The organism is Citrobacter sp. RHBSTW-00570, assembly GCF_013739755.1.
GTDB classification, from domain to species: Bacteria; Pseudomonadota; Gammaproteobacteria; order Enterobacterales; family Enterobacteriaceae; genus Citrobacter; species Citrobacter braakii.
On the sequence record NZ_CP056399.1, the window covers coordinates 3,601,390 to 3,620,927 of the forward strand.

General features: G+C 56.2%; 15 protein-coding genes. 4 read left to right on the forward strand and 11 right to left on the reverse strand.

Annotation, left to right across the window (positions count from 1 at the left end; translation table 11 throughout):
• Positions 1 to 40 precede the first annotated feature (40 nt).
• From cstA to entC, 6 genes are all read right to left on the reverse strand, one after another.
• Entirely contained in the window at positions 41 to 2,146 is a 2,106-nt protein-coding gene (gene cstA / locus HV237_RS17255) for a pyruvate/proton symporter CstA (protein WP_016152202.1), read from the reverse strand.
• 184 nt (positions 2,147 to 2,330) lie between these two features.
• On the reverse strand, positions 2,331 to 2,744 hold the full coding sequence (gene entH / locus HV237_RS17260; RefSeq protein ID WP_029139447.1) for a proofreading thioesterase EntH: 414 nt from the start codon (positions 2,742 to 2,744) through the stop codon (positions 2,331 to 2,333).
• Positions 2,745 to 2,746: 2 nt separating this feature from the next.
• Positions 2,747 to 3,502 carry a 2,3-dihydro-2,3-dihydroxybenzoate dehydrogenase EntA gene (entA, locus tag HV237_RS17265; RefSeq protein WP_047358074.1) on the reverse strand — a complete coding sequence of 252 codons (756 nt, stop codon included), beginning with the start codon at positions 3,500 to 3,502 and terminating at the stop codon, positions 2,747 to 2,749.
• On the reverse strand, positions 3,502 to 4,359 hold the full coding sequence (locus HV237_RS17270; protein WP_016152199.1) for an isochorismatase: 858 nt from the start codon (positions 4,357 to 4,359) through the stop codon (positions 3,502 to 3,504). Before HV237_RS17270 ends, entA begins: the two co-directional genes overlap by 1 nt.
• Positions 4,360 to 4,372: 13 nt before the next feature.
• Positions 4,373 to 5,983: a (2,3-dihydroxybenzoyl)adenylate synthase EntE gene (gene entE / locus HV237_RS17275; protein ID WP_047358073.1), complete on the reverse strand. Its 1,611-nt coding sequence runs from the start codon at positions 5,981 to 5,983 to the stop codon at positions 4,373 to 4,375.
• A 33-nt stretch (positions 5,984 to 6,016) separates the two neighbouring features.
• Positions 6,017 to 7,192 (reverse strand): isochorismate synthase EntC, encoded by a 1,176-nt coding sequence (gene entC / locus HV237_RS17280; protein ID WP_016152197.1) that lies wholly within the window; start codon positions 7,190 to 7,192, stop codon positions 6,017 to 6,019.
• Between the two features lie 187 nt (positions 7,193 to 7,379).
• On the opposite strand from entC, the gene fepB reads away from it, so the two are divergent.
• Positions 7,380 to 8,336 carry a Fe2+-enterobactin ABC transporter substrate-binding protein gene (gene fepB, locus HV237_RS17285; RefSeq protein WP_016152196.1) on the forward strand — a complete coding sequence of 319 codons (957 nt, stop codon included), beginning with the start codon at positions 7,380 to 7,382 and terminating at the stop codon, positions 8,334 to 8,336.
• A gap of 58 nt (positions 8,337 to 8,394) precedes the next feature.
• Here fepB and entS read toward each other — a convergent pair whose 3' ends face one another.
• Positions 8,395 to 9,633 carry an enterobactin transporter EntS gene (entS, locus tag HV237_RS17290; protein ID WP_016152195.1) on the reverse strand — a complete coding sequence of 413 codons (1,239 nt, stop codon included), beginning with the start codon at positions 9,631 to 9,633 and terminating at the stop codon, positions 8,395 to 8,397.
• Between the two features lie 109 nt (positions 9,634 to 9,742).
• On the opposite strand from entS, the gene fepD reads away from it, so the two are divergent.
• The 3 genes from fepD to fepC are packed head-to-tail and all read left to right on the forward strand — an operon-like array spanning position 9,743 to position 12,533.
• Positions 9,743 to 10,750 (forward strand): Fe(3+)-siderophore ABC transporter permease, encoded by a 1,008-nt coding sequence (fepD, locus tag HV237_RS17295; RefSeq protein WP_047358072.1) that lies wholly within the window; start codon positions 9,743 to 9,745, stop codon positions 10,748 to 10,750.
• Positions 10,747 to 11,739, forward strand: a complete 993-nt coding sequence (gene fepG / locus HV237_RS17300; RefSeq protein WP_016152193.1) for an iron-enterobactin ABC transporter permease — start codon at positions 10,747 to 10,749, stop codon at positions 11,737 to 11,739. The genes fepD and fepG overlap by 4 nt, the downstream gene beginning before the upstream one ends.
• Positions 11,736 to 12,533 carry an iron-enterobactin ABC transporter ATP-binding protein gene (gene fepC, locus HV237_RS17305; RefSeq protein ID WP_046275116.1) on the forward strand — a complete coding sequence of 266 codons (798 nt, stop codon included), beginning with the start codon at positions 11,736 to 11,738 and terminating at the stop codon, positions 12,531 to 12,533. Before fepG ends, fepC begins: the two co-directional genes overlap by 4 nt.
• 46 nt (positions 12,534 to 12,579) lie before the next feature.
• Here the strand turns inward: fepC and wzz(fepE) are convergent, their stop codons facing one another.
• The 4 genes from wzz(fepE) to fes form a co-directional block, all read right to left on the reverse strand.
• Complete coding sequence (gene wzz(fepE) / locus HV237_RS17310; RefSeq protein ID WP_046275117.1) at positions 12,580 to 13,713, reverse strand: LPS O-antigen length regulator Wzz(fepE); 1,134 nt, start codon at positions 13,711 to 13,713, stop codon at positions 12,580 to 12,582.
• 228 nt (positions 13,714 to 13,941) lie between these two features.
• The gene (gene entF / locus HV237_RS17315) at positions 13,942 to 17,832 is read right to left on the reverse strand and encodes an enterobactin non-ribosomal peptide synthetase EntF (RefSeq protein ID WP_047358070.1); all 3,891 of its coding nucleotides are present in this window, start codon (positions 17,830 to 17,832) and stop codon (positions 13,942 to 13,944) included.
• Positions 17,829 to 18,047, reverse strand: a complete 219-nt coding sequence (locus HV237_RS17320; protein ID WP_016152190.1) for an MbtH family protein — start codon at positions 18,045 to 18,047, stop codon at positions 17,829 to 17,831. The genes entF and HV237_RS17320 overlap by 4 nt, the downstream gene beginning before the upstream one ends.
• Before the next feature lie 30 nt (positions 18,048 to 18,077).
• The gene (fes, locus tag HV237_RS17325; protein WP_047358069.1) at positions 18,078 to 19,295 is read right to left on the reverse strand and encodes an enterochelin esterase; all 1,218 of its coding nucleotides are present in this window, start codon (positions 19,293 to 19,295) and stop codon (positions 18,078 to 18,080) included.
• Positions 19,296 to 19,538 lie beyond the last annotated feature (243 nt).

Below are 19,538 nucleotides of genomic sequence, written 5' to 3' on the forward strand. Positions count from 1 at the left end.
CCCTCCCCATTCAGGAGAGGGCTCGTTGGTTAAGAGAATATTAGTGCGCGCCTTTCGCCTGCGCCACGATCTCTTCGACATTCTCAGGCATCGGTTCGTATGGCGTTTCTTTCGACGTAGGTTTGTCCTCTTTCAGTGCTGCCAGTGCAGTTTTGATGGAGAACAGACCCAGCACCACAACGACTACCATGAAGAAGATAGTGAGACCCGCATCCAGGCGGTTGTTAAACACCAACTGCGTCAGCTGCGACTGAGTGTACTGCGCCGGAATATTACCGCTGTCGATCATCGCCTGGAACTTGTTAGCGATGGCGAGGAAGCCAATTTTCGCATCCGGGCTAAACGCTTTCTGCCAGCCGGCGGTCAGGGTACAAATCAGCAGCCAGGCCGTTGGCACCAGCGCCACCCACGCGTAGCGCTGACGTTTCATCTTGAACAGCACCACCGCGCAAAGCATCAACGCCATACCGGCCAGCATCTGGTTGGCGATACCAAACAGTGGCCACAGGGTATTAATACCACCCAATGGATCCACCACGCCCTGGTGCAAGAAGTAACCCCAGGCCAGCACGCACAGCGCCGTTGCCAGCAGGTTCGCAGGCAGCGAATCGGTACGTTTCAGACCCGGTGACACCACGCCCAGCAGATCCTGCAGCATAAAGCGTGCGGCACGCGTACCGGCGTCTACCGCCGTCAGAATAAACAGGGCTTCAAACAGAATGGCGAAGTGATACCAGAACGCCACATCCATCATGCCGCCCAGCGCACCATGCAGAATATACGCCATGCCCACCGCCAGCGTCGGCGCACCGCCTGCGCGGGAAATAATGGATTGTTCGCCGACATCGTTCGCAATCTGATGCAGCGTATCAGGCGTGATAACAAAGCCCCAACTGCTCACAACCTGTGCCGCTGACGCAACCACATCGGTGGTTCCGGCAGGTGCCAGTACAGCCATCGGGCTGTTCATCGCAAAGTAGACGCCCGGGTCGATAACGCAGGCCGCCACCAGCGCCATAATGGCGACAAAGGATTCCATCAGCATCCCGCCGTAGCCAATAAAACAGGCCTGACCTTCATTCGCCAGCATCTTCGGCGTGGTGCCGGAGGCAATCAGCGCGTGGAAACCAGAGACCGCACCGCAGGCGATGGTAATAAACAGGAACGGGAACAGGTTACCGCTCCAGACCGGGCCTGTACCGTCAACAAACTTGGTCAGCGCAGGCATGGTCAGCGTCGGACGCATGATCAGAATCCCTACCGCCAGACCAACAATGGTACCGATTTTCAGGAAGGTAGAGAGATAATCACGCGGCGCCAGCAGCAGCCACACCGGCAACACAGCGGCGACAAAGCCGTATCCCACCAGCATCCAGGTCAACTGTACGCCGGTAAAGTCAAAGTACGGTGCCCAGGTCGGGCTTTCAGCCACCCAGCCGCCGGAAATAATAGCAAACACCAGGAATACCAGACCGATGACCGACACTTCACCAATGCGGCCCGGGCGCAGATAACGCAGGTAAATCCCCATGAAGATCGCCAGCGGGATAGTAAAGGCGACGGTGTAGGTTCCCCACGGGCTGTGGGTCAGCGCTTTCACGACGATCATCGCCAGTACCGCGAGGATAATCACCATGATCATAAAACAGGCCACCAGCGCAATGACACCCGCCGTTGGGCCCATCTCTTCTTTCACCAGTTCGCCAAGGGAACGCCCATCGCGACGGGTAGAAACAAACAGCACCATAAAGTCCTGCACCGCCCCCGCCAGTACCACCCCGGCAAGCAGCCAGATCATACCCGGCAGATAGCCCATTTGCGCCGCCAGCACCGGTCCAACTAATGGACCCGCTCCAGCAATCGCCGCGAAATGGTGGCCAAACAGCACTTTTTTATCGGTAGGAACATAGTCCAGACCATCGTTATGACGCACAGCTGGCGTCATACGCGTCGGGTCCAGCGCCAGTACATTTTTCGCGATGTACAGGCCGTAGAAACGGTAAGCGATAAGGTAGACACAGACCGACGCCACGACTATCCACAACGCGTTGATCTGTTCGCCACGATTTAATGCGATATAGCCGAGGGCAAATGCTCCCATAACGGAGAGCACTGTCCAGACGAGGTACTTCCCTGATTTATTCATACTTGGTTTTCCGTTGTCCTGGTCAGAGAGATGTTACATTTTGTTTCTATAACATCTTTTCTGAATTTAACAACCTGACAACCATGTAAACCCGAAGTATCACTGAGTATTTACATTGCATTGTTAACTGGATCACTTCATTTAGCCGTTAACCCTGCAATTTCATTTTACTTTGTCGGGCGACTCACCCCATCACCGCAGTGCCTAAACGACAGGTACAACAGCGTCGTCCCTGCTCATCGAAGATGACGATTTCCCAGCTTTGACTCTGGCGCCCGAGGTGCAGCGGCTGGCAAACGCCGCGCACTTTCCCCTGCGCAACCGCCCGATGGTGCGTGGCGTTCAGTTCCGTACCCACCACACACTGCCCGTCGCGAGTCATCAGATAACCCGCCATCGAACCCAATGTTTCCGCCAGGGCCGCCGACGCGCCGCCGTGCAGCAGACCAAACGGCTGATGCGTCCTGCTATCCACCGGCATTTCTGCTTCCAGCACATCATCCCCCAGTCGGGTATAGACCATGCCTAAATGCGCCACCATCGTGTTCTGACTGGTGGCATTCAGTTCATCCAGCGTTAAATGACGTTTCCAGATCATCGTCATGCCCCCAGCGTGGAGCCGCCGTCCACCACGATATCCTGAAGCGTAATGTGGCTCGCCAGATCGGAAGCGAGGAATAAAATCGTGTTAGAGATTTCCTGTGGACGAGCGATTTTCCCCAGCGGAATGCCGAGCTTAAACTGCTCGCCAAACCCACGAATGCGCTGTTGCTCCGCGTCATCGCTGACCCACAACGTACGCTGCATGTCGGTGTCGGTCGAGCCTGGCGAAACCACATTGCAACGCACACCGCTGCCTGCCAGTTCAAGTCCGACGGTCAGTGCCAGGTTTTTCAGCGCGGCTTTTGACGCACCGTATGCGCTCATACCGATACGCGGCGTGTGCGCCGCATCCGACGCGACGGTCACGATTGCCCCGCCCTGCTGGCGACGAAACTGCGCCATCGTCTGCTGAAACAGATTGAACGCCCCACCAACGTTAACCGCAAACGTCTGCTGCCACTCCTCAATACTCAGCGCATCGGTGGCCCCCATACGCAAAATACCCGCCGCATTGACCAACACATCCAACCGCTCGCGCGTTTGCAGGACGCGCTGACACACCTCAGCCACCTGTTCAGCATTCGCCACATCCAGCACTTCGGTGGCAAACGGGTAGTTATCCTGAGAAAATTCACGATCGAATCCTGTCACCTCAGCACCCGCTTTCACAAACGCCAGCGCGGTGGTGTAGCCAATCCCTTTTCCCGCGCCGGTTACCCAGACGGTTTTCCCTGCGAAGTCAAATCCTGACATTACTTCACCTCGCGAGAGAGCAGCGTCCACCAGGCGTCAATGGTCGGGTTTTTCGCCAGCATCACGAAGTCAATATCGCCATGAACCTTACGCCAGCGCGCCGCCAGCGCCATCATGCGCACGGAATCCAGTCCGTAGTCGATCAGGTTTTCGTCATCCATCGGTTCTTCGGACTCATCGAGCAGCGGCAGAATAATGCTGCGTAACGCATCTTTGCTGGCCGGTACCGGCGTCGGTAATAATTCCTGAGTCATCACCACACGCCCTGAGCGTCCCGCCACGTATTTCAGCGACATCAGATGTTCGTCACGGCTAAAGTCTGCCAACGCATCGGCAACCATAAACGGCTTGATGTCGCGCATAAAGGCGTCCGTTGCGGTGGTCATACAGCCAATATGCGCATACACGCCGGTAATGATCAGTTGATTACGTCCGGTTTCCTTAAGCATCTGTTCCAGCGGGGAGCGATGAAATGCGCTGTAACGCCATTTCACCAGAATGGTATCCGCTTCATCCGGCGCCAGCGCCTCAACGATTTTCTGCTGTTCCGGCGAACGCGTCAGTCCCGGTCCCCACATATCATTGAGCAGAGCGCGGTCTTCATCACTCTGTTCTTTCGGCTGAGCGGTGTAATACACCGGAATGTTATGCTCTTTGCAGTACTGACGCAGTGCGGCGATGTTAGCGACGACCTGCTCCATCATCGGGCAGTTATCGCCCCAAAAGCCGATAAAATAGTCCTGCATGTCGTGGATCAGCAGTGCGGCGCGTTCGGGGTCAAACGCCCAGTCCACTTTGTTCACCGGAACATCAAGCGCCGTGGGTAGCGCATAAGCCTGCAGTTTAGGAATTGCCATCTCTTATTCTCCTTCAGGCCAGTGAACGTGATGCCAGCCACTGACGTAATTGTTTTTTATCTACTTTCCCAACCGGAGTCAGCGGTAACGACTCAACGCACTCTACGCGGTCAGGTAATTTAAATTCCGCTACGCCCTGTTCGCGTAGAAAACGACGCACCTGCACCGCTCGCAGCGGCTCTTTTACCACCAACCAGGCACAGCTTTTCTCGCCCATCAGTTCGTCATCCATACTGACCAGCGCGGCATGGATCACCATCGGGTGGCGCAGCAGCAGGTTTTCAATCTCTTCTGCAGCGATCTTCTCTCCACCGCGGTTGATCTGATCCTTCTCGCGTCCCTGGACGGTGATGTAGCCATCTCGATCGATGGCGATCAGATCGCCGGAGCAGTAAAAACCGTTGGCGTCAAAGGCGCTGGCATTGTGCTCAGGACTGTTGAAGTAACCGCGGAAGGTGTATGGGCCACGCGTCATAAGGCGCCCGGTTTCTCCCTCGGCTAAAGGGTTGCCGTCAGCGTCTGCTACCCAGACTTCATCATCGGGACACATCGGGCGGCCCTGGGTATTGATGATGCGTTCAGGACTGTCGTCCAGACGGGTGTAGTTCACCAGCCCTTCCGCCATGCCGAAGACCTGCTGCAGCTGGCAGCCAATCTCCGCCGGAATACGCGCCGCAAGCGAGGCGGAAAGCCGAGCCCCACCGACCTGTAGCAGCGTCAGCGAAGCCAATTGCGCATTGCTCCCCCACTCCGCAATTGCTTGCAGCCACAGGCTCACCGCTGGCGGCACCAGCGCCGTGACGTTAACCTGATGCTGTTCAATCAGAGGGAAGCACAGGGTGGCGCTCGGGTCAGCCGCCAGCACGACGGTGCCACCAGCCAGGAATACCCCCAACGCGCCAGGCGAACTCATCGCGTAGTTATGCGCCGCCGGGATCGCGCATAAATAACGCGTTTCCCCGGTGAAGCGGCAAATCTCATTGCTGCGACGCACGCTGTAGTAGTAATCGTTATGGGTACGAGGAATCAGCTTTGGCGTCCCGGTAGTCCCACCAGAAAGCTGGAAATAGGCCACCTCATCAGCAGGCGATGGCGTGGCGGAAAAATCAGTCGCAGGCTGGCTTATCGCCGTTTGCAGATTGTGTTCGCCTTCATCATTGCGCAGTTGCACCACGCGCACTGAATTGTGTTCAGCCACAAAAGCGTTAAGAAAATCGTCTCCGCTAAACAACGCATGCTGACGATCGGCAATCAGCAGCGCAGGTTCGATCTGTTTGGCATAGGCGTTAAGTTCGTTTCGCTGATGGCTGAATAATGCCAGCACCGGGGCTACGCCCAGCTTGAGCAGCGCAAAGAAAGTGATATACAACTCAGCCACGTTGCCCAGTTGTACCAGCGCGGTTTCGCCGGGTTTGATCCCCTGACGGCGCAGGCTGCAGGCGAGATTGTCAGTGGCCTGATTCAGTTGGCGATAGCTCAGGTGGCGTTCGCCATCGATCACCGCCGTATGGTCGCTGTCGGCGTGACGGGTCAGAATGTCGGTCAGCGGCAAATCCTGCCAGTAACCTTTTTCACGATAGCGGCGGGCAAACTCCTCCGGCCAACGGGTGAAAGGAATACTCATTATCGCTCCTTAGAGGCCTGGTCAATAAGGCTCTTAATGCAGTCCAAAAACATTCAACATCGTGGAGAGTTTGGCTCCCGTTTCACGCCATTCCGCAACCGGAGACGAAGCCGGAACAATCCCGGCACCGGCAAAGAAACGTACCTGATTACGCAGCAGCTTCGCACAACGGATCGTCACCACCCATTCGCCGTTACCTTGGGCATCACACCAGCCGACAATGCCACCGAACAGTTCACGATCGAACGGCTCCAGCTCGGCGATAAGTTTGCGCGCAACCTGATGCGGGAAGCCGCTCAGCGCAGGCGTCGGATGCAGCAGGCACGCGAGCGTCAGGGCGTTTTCTTGCGCGTTGGCTTTACCCTCAAACGGCGTGCCGAGGTGCCAGAGCGTAGGCGTGGTGACCAGTTGCGGAGAAGAAGGGAGTTGCAGTTCACGGCTGCGATCGCGCAGGACATTTTTCATGGCCTGCGTCACCAGTTCGTGCTCATGGCGATCCTTTTCGGACGCCAGCAGGCGGATGCCCGCCTCACGGTCCAGCACATCGTCCGGTTGACGACGTGCCGAGCCTGCCAGCGGTAATGAGCTGAAACGATCGCCTTCTTTGCGTAACAGCAGTTCCGGACTGGCGCCAATCAATACGCCACCGTCTTCAAGGGGAACGTGAAAGTTGTAGCTCGCCGGATTTTGCGCCACCAGGCGCTCCAGCAGCGCCCCGCTGTCAATATTGGCATCAGCGGTGATATCGATCAGGCGTGACAACACCACTTTGTCGACTTCCGGGGTTGCCGTCAGCGCAGCCGCACGAGCGACCATATCTTCAAAGAAGTTCTGTTCCGGGATCGATTTACGTTCAACAACGTTCAGCGACTGATGCGCGTTAAAGTAACGAGATGATTGCTGCTTCGCCGTTCGGGAGAACGTCTGCCACGACTGGGGAATAAACAGCGATGACGGCTGGCGGGTGTCAAAAGGAATCGCCCCGACCATGATGGGGTTAGCGATACCCTGCGCTTTGGCATCAGCAAACAGTGCATGCATTTTTTGTTGGAAAGGGCTGTCTGGCGAATCGCCATCGATTGCCGGTTCCGCATAGCGGGCGAAGCATCCTGACGTCGTAAAACTACGGTACGGCGACATAAAGAAAAAACTGTCGGGAGCGAGCGTCGGCATAGTCTGCGTTTTTTCCTCGGCCAGTGACGTTTCCATATCATCCTCCAAAAATGATAAAAGCTCTAATAATGATTATCATTTATATTTTCGGTCGCTAACCTAAAAGCAAAGCGGCGGTATGTCAACTCTTGTGGCAGCACAATGTGCGACTTTGACTTGCATCCTTGTCCACTAACAATGAAAATGAGAAGCATTACTTATACTGATAACAGGATGCTGATTCGTGAGTCTCCCCTCTTTTTGCCGCACCGTGCTCTTACTGGCAGGTTTGTCTATTTCAGGAATTTCTTCAGGTTATGCCGCCGACTGGCCGCGTCAGGTTACCGACAGTCGTGGTACGCATACGCTGGAACATAAGCCGCAGCGAATTGTCTCCACCAGCGTCACCCTCACCGGCTCGCTGCTGGCAATTGATGCCCCGGTCATCGCCAGCGGCGCTACTACGCCGAACAATCGCATCGGCGATGCACAGGGCTTTTTACGCCAGTGGAGCGAAGTGGCAAAGGCGCGCAAACTGAGCCGCCTGTATATCGGCGAACCGAGCGCTGAGGCCGTGGCGGCGCAAATGCCGGATCTGATTCTGATCAGCGCCACCGGGGGAGATTCAGCCCTCGCGCTATACGATCAGCTGTCCACCATTGCGCCAACGCTCATCATTAATTACGACGACAAAAGCTGGCAGTCTCTGCTGACGCAGTTAGGTGAAATTACCGGTCAGGAGCAACAGGCGGCTGCGCGTATTGCCGAGTTTGATAAGCAACTGCAGGCGGTCAAGCAGCGTATTACCCTGCCGCCGCAACCGGTCAGCGCGCTGGTATACACCGCTGCAGCGCACAGCGCCAACCTGTGGACGCCTGAGTCGGCGCAGGGCAAGCTGATGGAGCAGTTAGGTTTCACCCTGGCACCGCTGCCTGCCGGATTGCACACCAGCCAGAGTCAGGGCAAACGCCACGATATCATCCAGCTTGGCGGTGAGAACCTGGCGGCTGGTCTGAACGGCGAAGCGCTGTTCCTGTTCGCTGGCGACAACAAAGATGCCGACGCCATTTATGCTAATCCGCTGCTGGCACATCTGCCTGCCGTGCAGAATAAACGTGTTTACGCCCTGGGTACGGAAACCTTCCGTCTCGACTACTACAGCGCGACCTTGCTGCTGCAACGTCTGTCAGCTCTCTTTTAATCGCCAGCGCCGGATACGGCTAACGCCTTATCCGGCCTACAAACCGTAGAGGACAACGCTATCCGGCATTCACAGGCATTTGTCGGAATCGGCGCACTTCTCCCAGCAACAGCAGCAGTAGCAGACCGACAATCACCAGCCCAAACCCACTTACGCTTGCCGAAGCAACCGGTGTCATCATCGCCCCCAATCCCCCTAACAGCGCCGCGCCGATCGCATCTCCTGTAACGTTCTGCGCAGTCCACAAACCGTTAATTCGCCCGAGCATCGCTTCTGGCGTCTGCGTCTGTAACAGGGTGTACTGCAACAAAGAGCTGACCGCACTCAGCCAGCCGAACAGCGCCAGGCAGACAACGCCAAGCTCCCAGACCGGCATCAACCCAAACAGACCGATAGCCAGGAACGAAGCCACGGTCGATACCAACATGATCAGTCCCGGACGAACGCTGTGCGCCAGTTGTCCGCTGGTCAACGCGCCCACCGCCGCGCCAAGAGGAATGGCCGCATACAGCAGACCTATTTGCGCACTCGACATTTGCCAGTTAATCGCCAACGCGGGATACAACACGCGCACGGCGCTCGCCATAGTCAACAGACCGCCAAGCAGCGCAATGCCGCCAATCAGCGGGCTGGCAAGCAGAAAGCGAAATGCCGCCAGCAGCGATTTTAGCGGATGCTCGCGCGGCTGCGGCGGAGGTGGCAGCGCGGGAAGGCTCAGCAACGGCAGCAAGGTAATGAAAGTGCCCGCGGCCGCCAGACCGTAGTTCCACGCCACGCCACCGGTCGCGAGCAATACCCCGCCAAGCATCGGCGAAATAACCGAACCCAGACGTACCGTCAGCATGGTAATCGCCCCGGCCTGCATCAAATTCTCCCGGCCAACCAGCGCCGGTGTTGCCGCCAGCAACGCGGTCACGCCCAGCGAGGCAAAGAAACCGTCCCATAAGCCAAGCAAATAAATCGCCAGTAACGACGGTTCGGGCAGCAGCGCATTCAGACACAGACCAATAAAGCCGATTCCGCAGGTTCCACGAGCCAACAGGATCACTTTTTTACGCTCATAGCGGTCGGCCAGCACCCCGCCCACCATCAGACCAATAAACATTGCGCTGCCTGTCAACGTCACTGACAAACCTACCTGCCAGGTCGACTGGGTCATCATCTGGATCTGTACCGGAACCGCCACGCCGAGTAGCCCCAGAGAGACAATGGAAATAAAACGGGCGAGGAAGACGGCGCGAAATGCAGGGTGGGTCTTTAACAGGCTGAGATTGAGCAGCCAGGATTGTCGATTCATTACAGAGCCTTACCAGGTACTTTTTCAATATCCATTCGATGGCTGCACATGCTAACATATCCAAATAAGATCGATAACGATAATTACTATCATTATCAGGGAAGTTGATATGTCATGCTCTGTTTCCGCGACACGTGCCTTCGCCGTGCCCGGACTATTGTTATTACTTGTTCTCACCACGGTATTAAGTCTGGTTATTGGCGCCAAGTCGCTACCTGCCTCCGTGGTGCTGGATGCACTTACCGGCAGTTGTCAAAGCGCTGATTGCACCATCGTGCTGGACGCGAGACTGCCGCGCACGCTGGCGGGGCTGCTCGCCGGTGGGGCGCTGGGTCTGGCTGGTGCATTAATGCAAACGCTCACGCGTAACCCTCTCGCCGATCCCGGCATTCTGGGCGTTAATTCCGGTGCCAGCTTCGCTATTGTGCTGGGAGCCGCGCTGTTCGGTTTTTCCTCTGCGCAAGAGCAACTGCTGATGGCCTTTTCCGGGGCGCTGGTCGCGTCGCTTATAGTGGCCTTTACCGGCAGCCAGGGCGGCGGGCAGTTAAGCCCGGTACGCCTGACGCTGGCGGGCGTTGCGCTGGGCGCGGTGCTGGAAGGATTATCCACCGGAATCGCCCTGCTCAACCCGGATGTCTACGATCAGTTGCGTTTCTGGCAGGCCGGTTCATTGGATATCCGCAGCCTGCAAACGCTGAAGGTCGTCCTGGTGCCGGTACTGATTGCCGCGGCTATCGCGTTGTTCCTTAGCCGTGCTCTGAATAGCCTGAGCCTCGGGAGCGACACCGCCACCGCGCTTGGCAGCAAAGTCGCTCGCACGCAGTTTATTGGCCTGTTGGTGATTACCGTACTGTGCGGCAGTGCGACCGCGATTGTCGGCCCTATCGCCTTTATCGGCCTGATGATGCCGCATATGGCGCGCTGGCTGGTGGGGGCAGATCACCGTTGGTCGCTGCCCGTTACCCTGCTGGCAACCCCCTCTCTGTTGCTAATTGCCGATATCATCGGTCGCCTGATTGTCCCCGGCGAACTGCGCGTTTCAGTGGTCAGCGCATTTATCGGCGCGCCGGTGCTTATCTTTCTGGTACGCCGGAAACCGCGCGGGGGTGGCGCATGATGCACCTCTCCCGCCGCCTGATAGTCAGCAGCCTGCTGCTGGTTGTAGGTTGTCTCGCCGTTGGCTTGTGGAGCCTGCGTAGCGGCGTCGTTACGCTGGAAACCCAGCAAATTATTGCCGCTCTGCTTGGCGATGCGCCGCGCAGTATTACGCTGGTGGTGACCGAATGGCGTTTGCCACGCGTGCTGATGGCGCTATTGATTGGCGCGGCGCTCGGCGTGAGCGGTGCAATATTCCAGTCGCTGATGCGCAACCCGCTGGGCAGCCCGGATGTGATGGGTTTCAATACCGGTGCCTGGAGCGGTGTGCTGGTGGCAATGGTGCTGTTCGGACAGCATCTCACCGCTATCGCGCTTGCGGCCATGGTTGGCGGGGTCCTGACGTCTCTGGTGGTCTGGGCGCTCGCCTGGCGCAATGGTATCGACACCTTCCGGCTGATTATTATTGGGATCGGCATACGCGCCATGCTGGTTGCGTTCAACACCTGGCTACTGCTGAAGGCATCATTAGAAACCGCGCTGACCGCCGGACTGTGGAACGCCGGATCGCTCAATGGCCTGACCTGGGCCAAAACCTGGCCTTCTGCCCCACTGATTATCCTTATGCTGGTGTGCGCCACGCTGCTGGTGCGCCGGATGCGTTTACTGGAAATGGGTGATGACAGTGCCTGTGCGCTTGGCGTCAGCGTAGAGCGCTCACGTCTGATGATGATGCTGGTTGCGGTTGTACTGACCGCTGCCGCCACCGCGCTGGCTGGCCCTATCTCGTTTATTGCCCTTGTCGCCCCACATATCGCGCGGCGGATTAGCGGTACATCGCGCTGGGGATTAACCCTGTCGGCGCTGTGTGGCGCGTTGCTGCTGTTGATGGCGGATTTATGCGCCCAACAGCTGTTTATGCCTTATCAGCTTCCGGTGGGCGTTGTCACCGTAAGCCTCGGCGGTATTTATCTTATCGTCTTGTTAATTCAGGAGTCCCGCAAAAAATGATCGAATCAGTAGCCCGTTTGCGTGGCGACCAGTTAACGCTGGGTTATGGCAAATTTACCGTAGCGGAAAACCTCAATGTGTCGATTCCAGACGGTCACTTCACCGCAATTATCGGGCCAAACGGCTGCGGAAAATCAACGCTACTGCGCACGCTTAGTCGTCTAATGACGCCCGCGCACGGTAAGGTCTGGCTCGACGGCGAGCATATCCAGCACTATGCCAGCAAAGAGGTTGCTCGCAGAATAGGTTTGTTGGCGCAGAACGCCACCACGCCAGGTGATATTACGGTACAGGAGCTGGTTGCCCGTGGGCGCTACCCGCACCAGCCATTGTTTACCCGTTGGCGAAATGAGGATGAAATCGCGGTCTCAAACGCAATGCAGGCGACGGGAATCACTCATCTTGCGTCACAAAGTGTGGATACCCTTTCCGGTGGACAACGCCAGCGCGCATGGATTGCGATGGTGCTGGCGCAGGAAACGTCGATTATGCTGCTCGATGAACCTACCACCTGGCTGGATATCAGCCATCAGATCGATCTGCTGGAGCTGCTGAGTGAGCTAAACCGGGAGAAAGGGTATACGCTGGCCGCCGTTCTGCACGATCTTAATCAGGCGTGTCGCTATGCGACGCATCTGATTGCGTTGCGTGACGGAAAAATTGTTGCCGAGGGTGCGCCGAAAGAGATCGTCACCGCGCAGCTTATTGAAAAAATCTATGGTCTGCGCTGTATGATTATCGACGATCCGGTTGCCGGAACGCCGTTAGTGGTGCCGCTTGGGCGCAATAAATAGCAAGATTTACCGTCTGGCGGACTGCTCGCCGCCAGACGAAATGTCATCACACCAGTTGTTGGTCAATAAACGTCATTTTTTGCTTACGCGCCACCATGGCGTAATTCAGCAGAACACCACCACACGCCACCATGCCACCCAGCAAAGCTGCCAAAATAACGATCATCGATTTTGCCGGACCATCTTTATGCACTGGCAGCGAAGGTGAAAGTTGATATTTAAATGGCGTAAATTTTACATCATTCACATTCATAGCTAACAGCTGTTCAACGTGATATTGGCGGTTACGTAATTCACCGTTAATTTCAGCAACATCCGTTACCGACTTTTCTATTTCTAATTTACGTGCAATGCCGTCAGCGCCCAGTGAAATAGAGAAATCAGGGTCATCTTTCACCGCCTGGCCATTACTGTAGACCGGTTTTTTAATCCCAGCGGCATTCGCAATTTCCAGTGAATAATGCAGTCGCTGGATTTTGGCGTCCAGTTGATTCTTAAGCCTGATGCGATCCATCTCCAGTCTTTCTTTCTCAAAGCTGGTTTTGATGGACAGTTTATTGCGAATATCTTCCAGCGTTTCTTTCACCACAGCATCAGAAATATACTGGATATAGCCCTTCAGCACAGACTGGGCTTCTTCAGCCTGGGGCGCGGTAAAGCTTAGCGTCCATGCGGTATACAGCGAAGTCTCATTCTTTTTTCCCACATTGCTGTCAACCGCGTTCATTTTTTCACTGAGCCTGACAATTGCCCGATGCAGGTCCATTTCATCGATATCCGCGCCTTTCAGTTGTTCCATCACGTAAGGAGAAGAACGCAGATACTCTTCCAACAATGAGGGCGACTGAAATTTTTTGATAAACAGATTAAATACTTCACCACGGCTAACGTTAATATCCATATCCAGCACGCGCAATTTGGTCAACGTATTTTCGAGGTTCTGCCACTGGACGGGCTCGGCCGGCGTCACGATGGCCTGACTGGTCCATTTTTGCGGTAGTAGAAAAGAGACCAGAATACCCACACAGGCAAAGGCGAAAACGGTCGCCATAATTTTCGTCCTGGCGCGCCATAAGATTTCGATAAGATTAACTAAATCGATTTCATTAGCATTTACCGCTGGCTGAGGATATGCAGTAAAATCCGAAACGTTATCTTGCTTAATATTTAATGATGACATGTGTGTGACCTGAGATCCGTACCCAAAGAAGAACATTTCCGAAAGAGAAGTCTACCAGTTAGTAAGATTTATCCAAAACACTCTTTGTGCTCGAAGCCCTACCAAAAATTATATTCGGAATTTATTCACCCTTTTAATCGCCCTCATCACACCAAAAAAGATCAACCCCATAACATAATTATTACATCATGGGGTTATTTGATCGTCGCGATAGTAAGATTCGCTTTGTTACACCGAATTATTGATCAAGGTGTTTATTATTGGCCCTATCGCCTCAAACGAGCTGGGAGAGATAATATCGACATGCGCGCAGTCCTGACGATATACATCCAGACTGGATATCCACGGTGACCAACTGCGTTCAGGACTGACCCCCGGCACTAAGGTGCGCTCAGCAACGAACAGCGTGGCGTGACCAGCAAACGGCACGCTGTGTGCCGTGGTGAGCAGGCGAACCGCATCGGCGTAGTTGCCTTCGATAGCATTAAATAAGGCCTCTGACGCATTCCCCTGCTGCGCTGCCAGAAACGCTTCACGTTCACGCTCGATCTCGGCCAGTACCGCGGGATCCAACCCATTGGCCTCCTTTTCCTGCCAGTTTTGCGTTTCCGGCGGCCAGGTATCCAGCAGCCCCAGGAATGCAACTGTCTCTCCTCTGGCATGTAAGCGTGCGGCGATTCCCTGCGCCAACGTCCCCCCCAGCGAGTAGCCTAATAAATAATAGGGACCATGAGGCTGCTGGCTGAGCAGCGTTGCCAGGTGATGTTCGCATACCGCATCAAGGTTTTCCGCCGTCTGCATAGGGCCATCCGGTCGCGGCGACTGAATGCCAATAATCGACCACTGCGGACTGAGGTAACGCGACAGCACGCTAAACTGCCAGGCGAAACCCGACGCCGGATGGAAGCAAAACAGCGTTGGGCCATGACTTTCACGCAGCGGCAGCAGCGTTTCGAATCCCAGACGCTGCGACTGTTCATCATCATTGCTCTCCAGCAGTGCACTCAGTTGTTCAACAGTAGAAGCCACCATTATCTGCCCAGGCGTTACCTGACGCTCAAAAATCTGGCTCAACTGCGCTGCCAGCTTCATCGCCAGCAGCGAATGTCCGCCAAGCGCAAAGAAGTCAGCCTCTACGTCATTAACCTCGCAATCCAGCAAAGCCGCAAAAGACTGCGCAATGGCGGTTTCAGTCCCTGCTCGCGGCGCACGTCCTGACGTACGCGACGTCAACTGCGGCATCGGCAGCGCTTTACGATCCAGTTTACCGTTTGCACTCAGCGGCAGCTCCGCCAGTTGCAACAATACCGTCGGCACCATATGCGCAGGCAGTTTTTCACGCAGAGTTTCCCGCAATGCAGACGTATCCAGCGGTAACCCCGATTGCGACACCAGATACCCCACCAACTGTCGCGCATCGCCGCCTGTCGCCGCCGCCTGGTTGAATACGCAGGCGTGGGCAACGGCATGTTCGACATCTGGCAGTTGCTGCATCACCCGATCAATCTCACCGAGCTCAATGCGCTGTCCGCGAATTTTAAGCTGGTCATCGCTGCGCCCGAGGTATTCCACTGCGCCATTCTCCAGCCAGCGCGCCACATCCCCGGTACGGTACATGCGTTCACCAGGGTTAAACGGATCGGCGATAAAGCGGCTCGCGGTTAGATCCGCTCGCCCCAGGTATCCTTGCGCCAGTTGGATCCCCGTCAGATAGAGATCACCTGCCACGCCAAAGGGCACCGGGCGCATCATGGCGTCCAGGATCCGTAAACCGGTATTCCATACCGGATAGCCAATCGGCACGCTATTGCCCGTTACGGCAGCGAGATCGTCCCCCCAGGCCGGATACCAGCTCACATCGACTGCCGCTTCCGTTGGCCCGTATAAATTGTGCAGTGGCGCATGAGTCAACTGTTCCCATTCGCGGCATAAATCTGCAGGTAAGGCTTCGCCGCTGCAGAATACCCGTTTCAGCGAGGCACAGCTCTCCCGCGCGGTTTCCGGCGTCAGTGAAGCAACAAAAGCGGCCAGCATAGAGGGAACAAAGTGCGTGGTCGTCACCCCTGACTGCGCAAAGAACTGCTGCATCGCCAGCGGATCGCGGTGCGCTTCAGGTTCTGCCATGACCAGTTTTGCCCCGGCAATAAACGGCCAGAAAAACTCCCATACCGAGACGTCAAAACTGCACGGCGTTTTTTGCGCCACCACATCATCGGCGGTCAGTGGATAGTGATTTTGCATCCACAGCAAACGGTTAACGATGGCTGTTTGCCCAACCATCACCCCTTTTGGTCTGCCGGTAGAACCGGAAGTAAAAATAATATAGGCCGTATGATTAGGTTGAGATAGCGCCAGCGGTGCAGCATCCTCTTCTGGCAGCGGCGCGTTGTAGCACATACTTTCCAGCTCCGGAATATCGCTAAAGCGCGCCAGTTGCTCTTCGGTCGCGATCAACAATTTTGGCTTCGCGTCTTCGAGCATCATCCGCAGGCGATCGTCCGGGTATCCGGTATCCAATGGCAGCCAGGCGGCTCCCGCCTCAACAATACCGTGCAGCGCCAGCGTGAGGAACACGGAACGCGGTAATGCCACGGCAACGCTGTCACCAGGCTGTACGCCACGCTCGCGCAGGCGGCGCGCCAGCGCCACAACCTGTTGGCGCATTTCACGATAGCTAAACTGATAGCGGGCATCAGCGAGCGCCGGGGCATCCGGCGTTTTATCGGCCTGCTGTGCCACCAGCGCACTCAGCGTGGTGGACGGGATCGCCACAGTCGTGTCGTTAATCTTCGCCAGCCGCTCATGTTCTGTCGGCAACAGCATCCCGGCATCGCCGCAGCATAGCGACGGATTGTCGGCAAACTGCGCGATAAGCGCGGTTAAACGTGATGCATGTTGCGCCAGCGTCGCGGCATCGTAGCGCTGTTTATTGGCCAGGATTTCAATACTCAGCCCGCCGTTTTCATCCGGGAACAGCGCCAGCTCCAGATCGTTCACCGGGCCTGTCGCCAACGTATGGGTTTGCGCCTGAACGCCAGGAATATTCAGCTGATAGTCGAATATTTTCACGTTCAGTACCGGGCCAAACAGCGGTTCGGCACCGGCTGCGCGCCCGCTGTCGCGAACAATTTGCTCAGCATCATATCGCTGATGTCGGCGCATTTTCTTCAACTGTGCGGCCAGTCGTTGGGCAAGTGCAGGCAAGCTTTCTGCCGCATTCAACTGCACGCCAAATGGCAGGACGTTTAAAACCGGTCCGGTGGACGTGAGCGCCGCCGACCCCATACGCCGCATAAAGATAAACCCGGCGGCATATTCCATTCGGCTGCATAAACGTCCGAGCCACAGCGCCACCAGCGCAAGGGCCAGATCCGCACGCTGAACGTCTGGCATACGTGCCGCAAGCCGGCGAAACTCCCCTTCAGGCGCGGTTAACTTCAGACGAATAATATCCGCGCTGGCCGACCGACCTGGCAGGGGTTTGTTAGACAGCGAAGCCGGAGGTGGGAGTTGCTTTCGCTGCTCGGTCCAGAAGGCGCCGTCGCGTTGCCAGGCATCGCTTTGCCGATACTGTTGATACTCTTCCACCACCTCAGAAAATGGCGTAAAAGGTGATTCCGGCGTGGGCTCGCCATGCAGCCATGCGCGGTAAATCGCGGCTATCTGGCGGGTAATGGCCGGGAAACTGAAGCCATCAACCAGCAGATGATGGTAACGCTGATACCAATACCAACGCTTTTCTCCCACCTGAATGAGCAGGTGAAAAACCAGCGGCTTAGTGCCATCAGCACGGATGTCCTGCTGCAGGTCTGCCTGCATCAAGGCGCGCGCTGCCGCATGCGGATCGGATTTTTCGCGCAGATCGATAATTTCTGGTGGCGCAAAGGCAAGCGCAGAGTCTACCCATTGCCAGACCTCGCCGTTATCTTCGCTAAACCGCATCCGTAGGGTATCGGCCTGCTGTAGACCCACCACTACCGCTTTCGCCAGCAACGGTGCGTCCAGTTCGCCGGTTAATTCTACGTAGTGCGCCACGCTCCACGCAGAGGGCAATGTGGAGAGTTTTTCCGCCATCCAGATCCCCGGCTGAGCCGCAACTAACGGTAAACGTTGAGTCATGGAGCCTCCTGCACATCGACGTAGTTCGCTGGCGTCAGCGTGGTCCAGTTTGCATCCAGCCATTGCTGGCAGGCTTCCTGTGATTGGGGTTCGCACGCGACCGTCCAGCCAGCAGGAAGTGAGCATTGCTGCGGCCAAAGGCTAAACTGACGTTGGGGATTTTGCAGAATGTAAAACTGGCCCTGCGGATTATCGAAGGGGTTACTGAATTCCATACTCAACTCCTGTCGTGGAACATCGTCCGGTTAAATCGTGTCGGTAAGCGGTTGCCAGAGCGTGATCAGCCCTTGCATCAGTCCGCCGCGCCAGCAAAGCGCATCGTGTCCACCATCAACCTGACGCCAGAAAATAGACTGTGGTGCAGAGGGTAACTGGGCATAAAGCGCCTGATTTGCGCGATAAATAATGGGTTCGCGGATCCCGGCTTCCAGGACAATACGCAGCCCCTGGGCGCTTATCTTTCCGCTCTTCAGTTGCTCAACGATCGCCCCATCCTGATGACCACCGCGATGCGGCCACCAATAAGAGCCCGACTGGCTGAGCACGCAGCCAAAGCGCGCGGGCCAGTTAAGCCCGGCATACAGCGATGACAGCCCGCCAAAACTTTGCCCGGCGACGACGGTACGCTGCGGGTCGTCACTGAACGCGGTCGTGGTCTTCACCAGCGGCAATAGTTCCTGCTGTACTGCCAACCAAAAATCCGCATTACACGGCAATTCGCGGCTGCGGTGAGCCGTGTCGATGGTATCAATCAGGAGATAAACGGCGGGCGGGAGGTGTCCGCGATGGGTGAGTGAAGTCAGCGCAGGCCAGACCGGCATACTTTGTGCCCAAAACTGTCCGTCCAGCAGGATAGCCAGCGGACGCGCTTCCGGTTGGGCTTCACCAGTGGTAAACACCCACACGCGGCGTGTATTGCCGAGTCTGGCGCTACGCCATTGCAGGCAAACTGCGGGCGAGTCGGGGTTTTCAGGTCGATCCCATCCCGGTTGTACGGGTGCATAAGGCATTTCCAGCGCAGACACCGCATGGCCACGACCGCCCTGCCAACTCTGCGGATTGAGGGGATCGGCAATGGCCTGCGGCAACAATTGCCGCCAGCCTTCACGCAACACGGTTCGGTCAGGGGCTTCGCCCGGCGTCTGCGCGGCAAAAATATCATTTCGTTCTGTTGGGATAAAACAGTAACTGCCGCGCCAGTTGGCGCTGAGGGAAACACTCCAGCACCAAACATTTGTTCCGTCAATGCGTTGCATCGACTGCGGAGTGGCATTTTGATGGTGGTCGGTGACGCCGGTGATATAGACCCATACGCGATGAATGGCTGACTCTTTTTCCGTTCCCTGCGGGTCGCGCCACCAGAAGGTTACCCGATAATTTCCGTTGTCTTCACGCTCCCACTCCGGGCCTTTTTTTGACTGCCACCACGCCTCGCTTCCCATCTTTAACGTCGTCACCGCCATAACCCCATGTTTATTGTCGAATTTTATGATCTAGCGTGAAATATATTGATAATATTATTGATAACTATTTGCATTTGCAATAGCGTATTGTCGCGCTGTGGGAAGCGCGCACAGTTTTTCACCACTTATAAACCGGCCTGGCGCTGCGTACTTTTTCTGGAATGGAGGGTTTACGCGGATGCGGGCGACATCAGACCAAATGCCGCACCACGGCACATTGGTACTCGTGGCTAAAAGAACAGC

What these genes read in the sequence shown, in the direction of transcription:
- cstA (WP_016152202.1), bottom strand. Translation starts at nt 2,146, where the DNA reads ATGAATAAATCAGGGAAGTACCTCGTCTGGACAGTGCTCTCCGTTATG.
- entH (WP_029139447.1), bottom strand. Translation starts at nt 2,744, where the DNA reads ATGATCTGGAAACGTCATTTAACGCTGGATGAACTGAATGCCACCAGT.
- entA (WP_047358074.1), bottom strand. Translation starts at nt 3,502, where the DNA reads ATGTCAGGATTTGACTTCGCAGGGAAAACCGTCTGGGTAACCGGCGCG.
- HV237_RS17270 (WP_016152199.1), bottom strand. Translation starts at nt 4,359, where the DNA reads ATGGCAATTCCTAAACTGCAGGCTTATGCGCTACCCACGGCGCTTGAT.
- entE (WP_047358073.1), bottom strand. Translation starts at nt 5,983, where the DNA reads ATGAGTATTCCTTTCACCCGTTGGCCGGAGGAGTTTGCCCGCCGCTAT.
- entC (WP_016152197.1), bottom strand. Translation starts at nt 7,192, where the DNA reads ATGGAAACGTCACTGGCCGAGGAAAAAACGCAGACTATGCCGACGCTC.
- entS (WP_016152195.1), bottom strand. Translation starts at nt 9,633, where the DNA reads ATGAATCGACAATCCTGGCTGCTCAATCTCAGCCTGTTAAAGACCCAC.
- fepD (WP_047358072.1), top strand. Translation starts at nt 9,743, where the DNA reads ATGTCATGCTCTGTTTCCGCGACACGTGCCTTCGCCGTGCCCGGACTA.
- fepG (WP_016152193.1), top strand. Translation starts at nt 10,747, where the DNA reads ATGATGCACCTCTCCCGCCGCCTGATAGTCAGCAGCCTGCTGCTGGTT.
- fepC (WP_046275116.1), top strand. Translation starts at nt 11,736, where the DNA reads ATGATCGAATCAGTAGCCCGTTTGCGTGGCGACCAGTTAACGCTGGGT.
- entF (WP_047358070.1), bottom strand. Translation starts at nt 17,832, where the DNA reads ATGACTCAACGTTTACCGTTAGTTGCGGCTCAGCCGGGGATCTGGATG.
- HV237_RS17320 (WP_016152190.1), bottom strand. Translation starts at nt 18,047, where the DNA reads ATGGAATTCAGTAACCCCTTCGATAATCCGCAGGGCCAGTTTTACATT.
- fes (WP_047358069.1), bottom strand. Translation starts at nt 19,295, where the DNA reads ATGGCGGTGACGACGTTAAAGATGGGAAGCGAGGCGTGGTGGCAGTCA.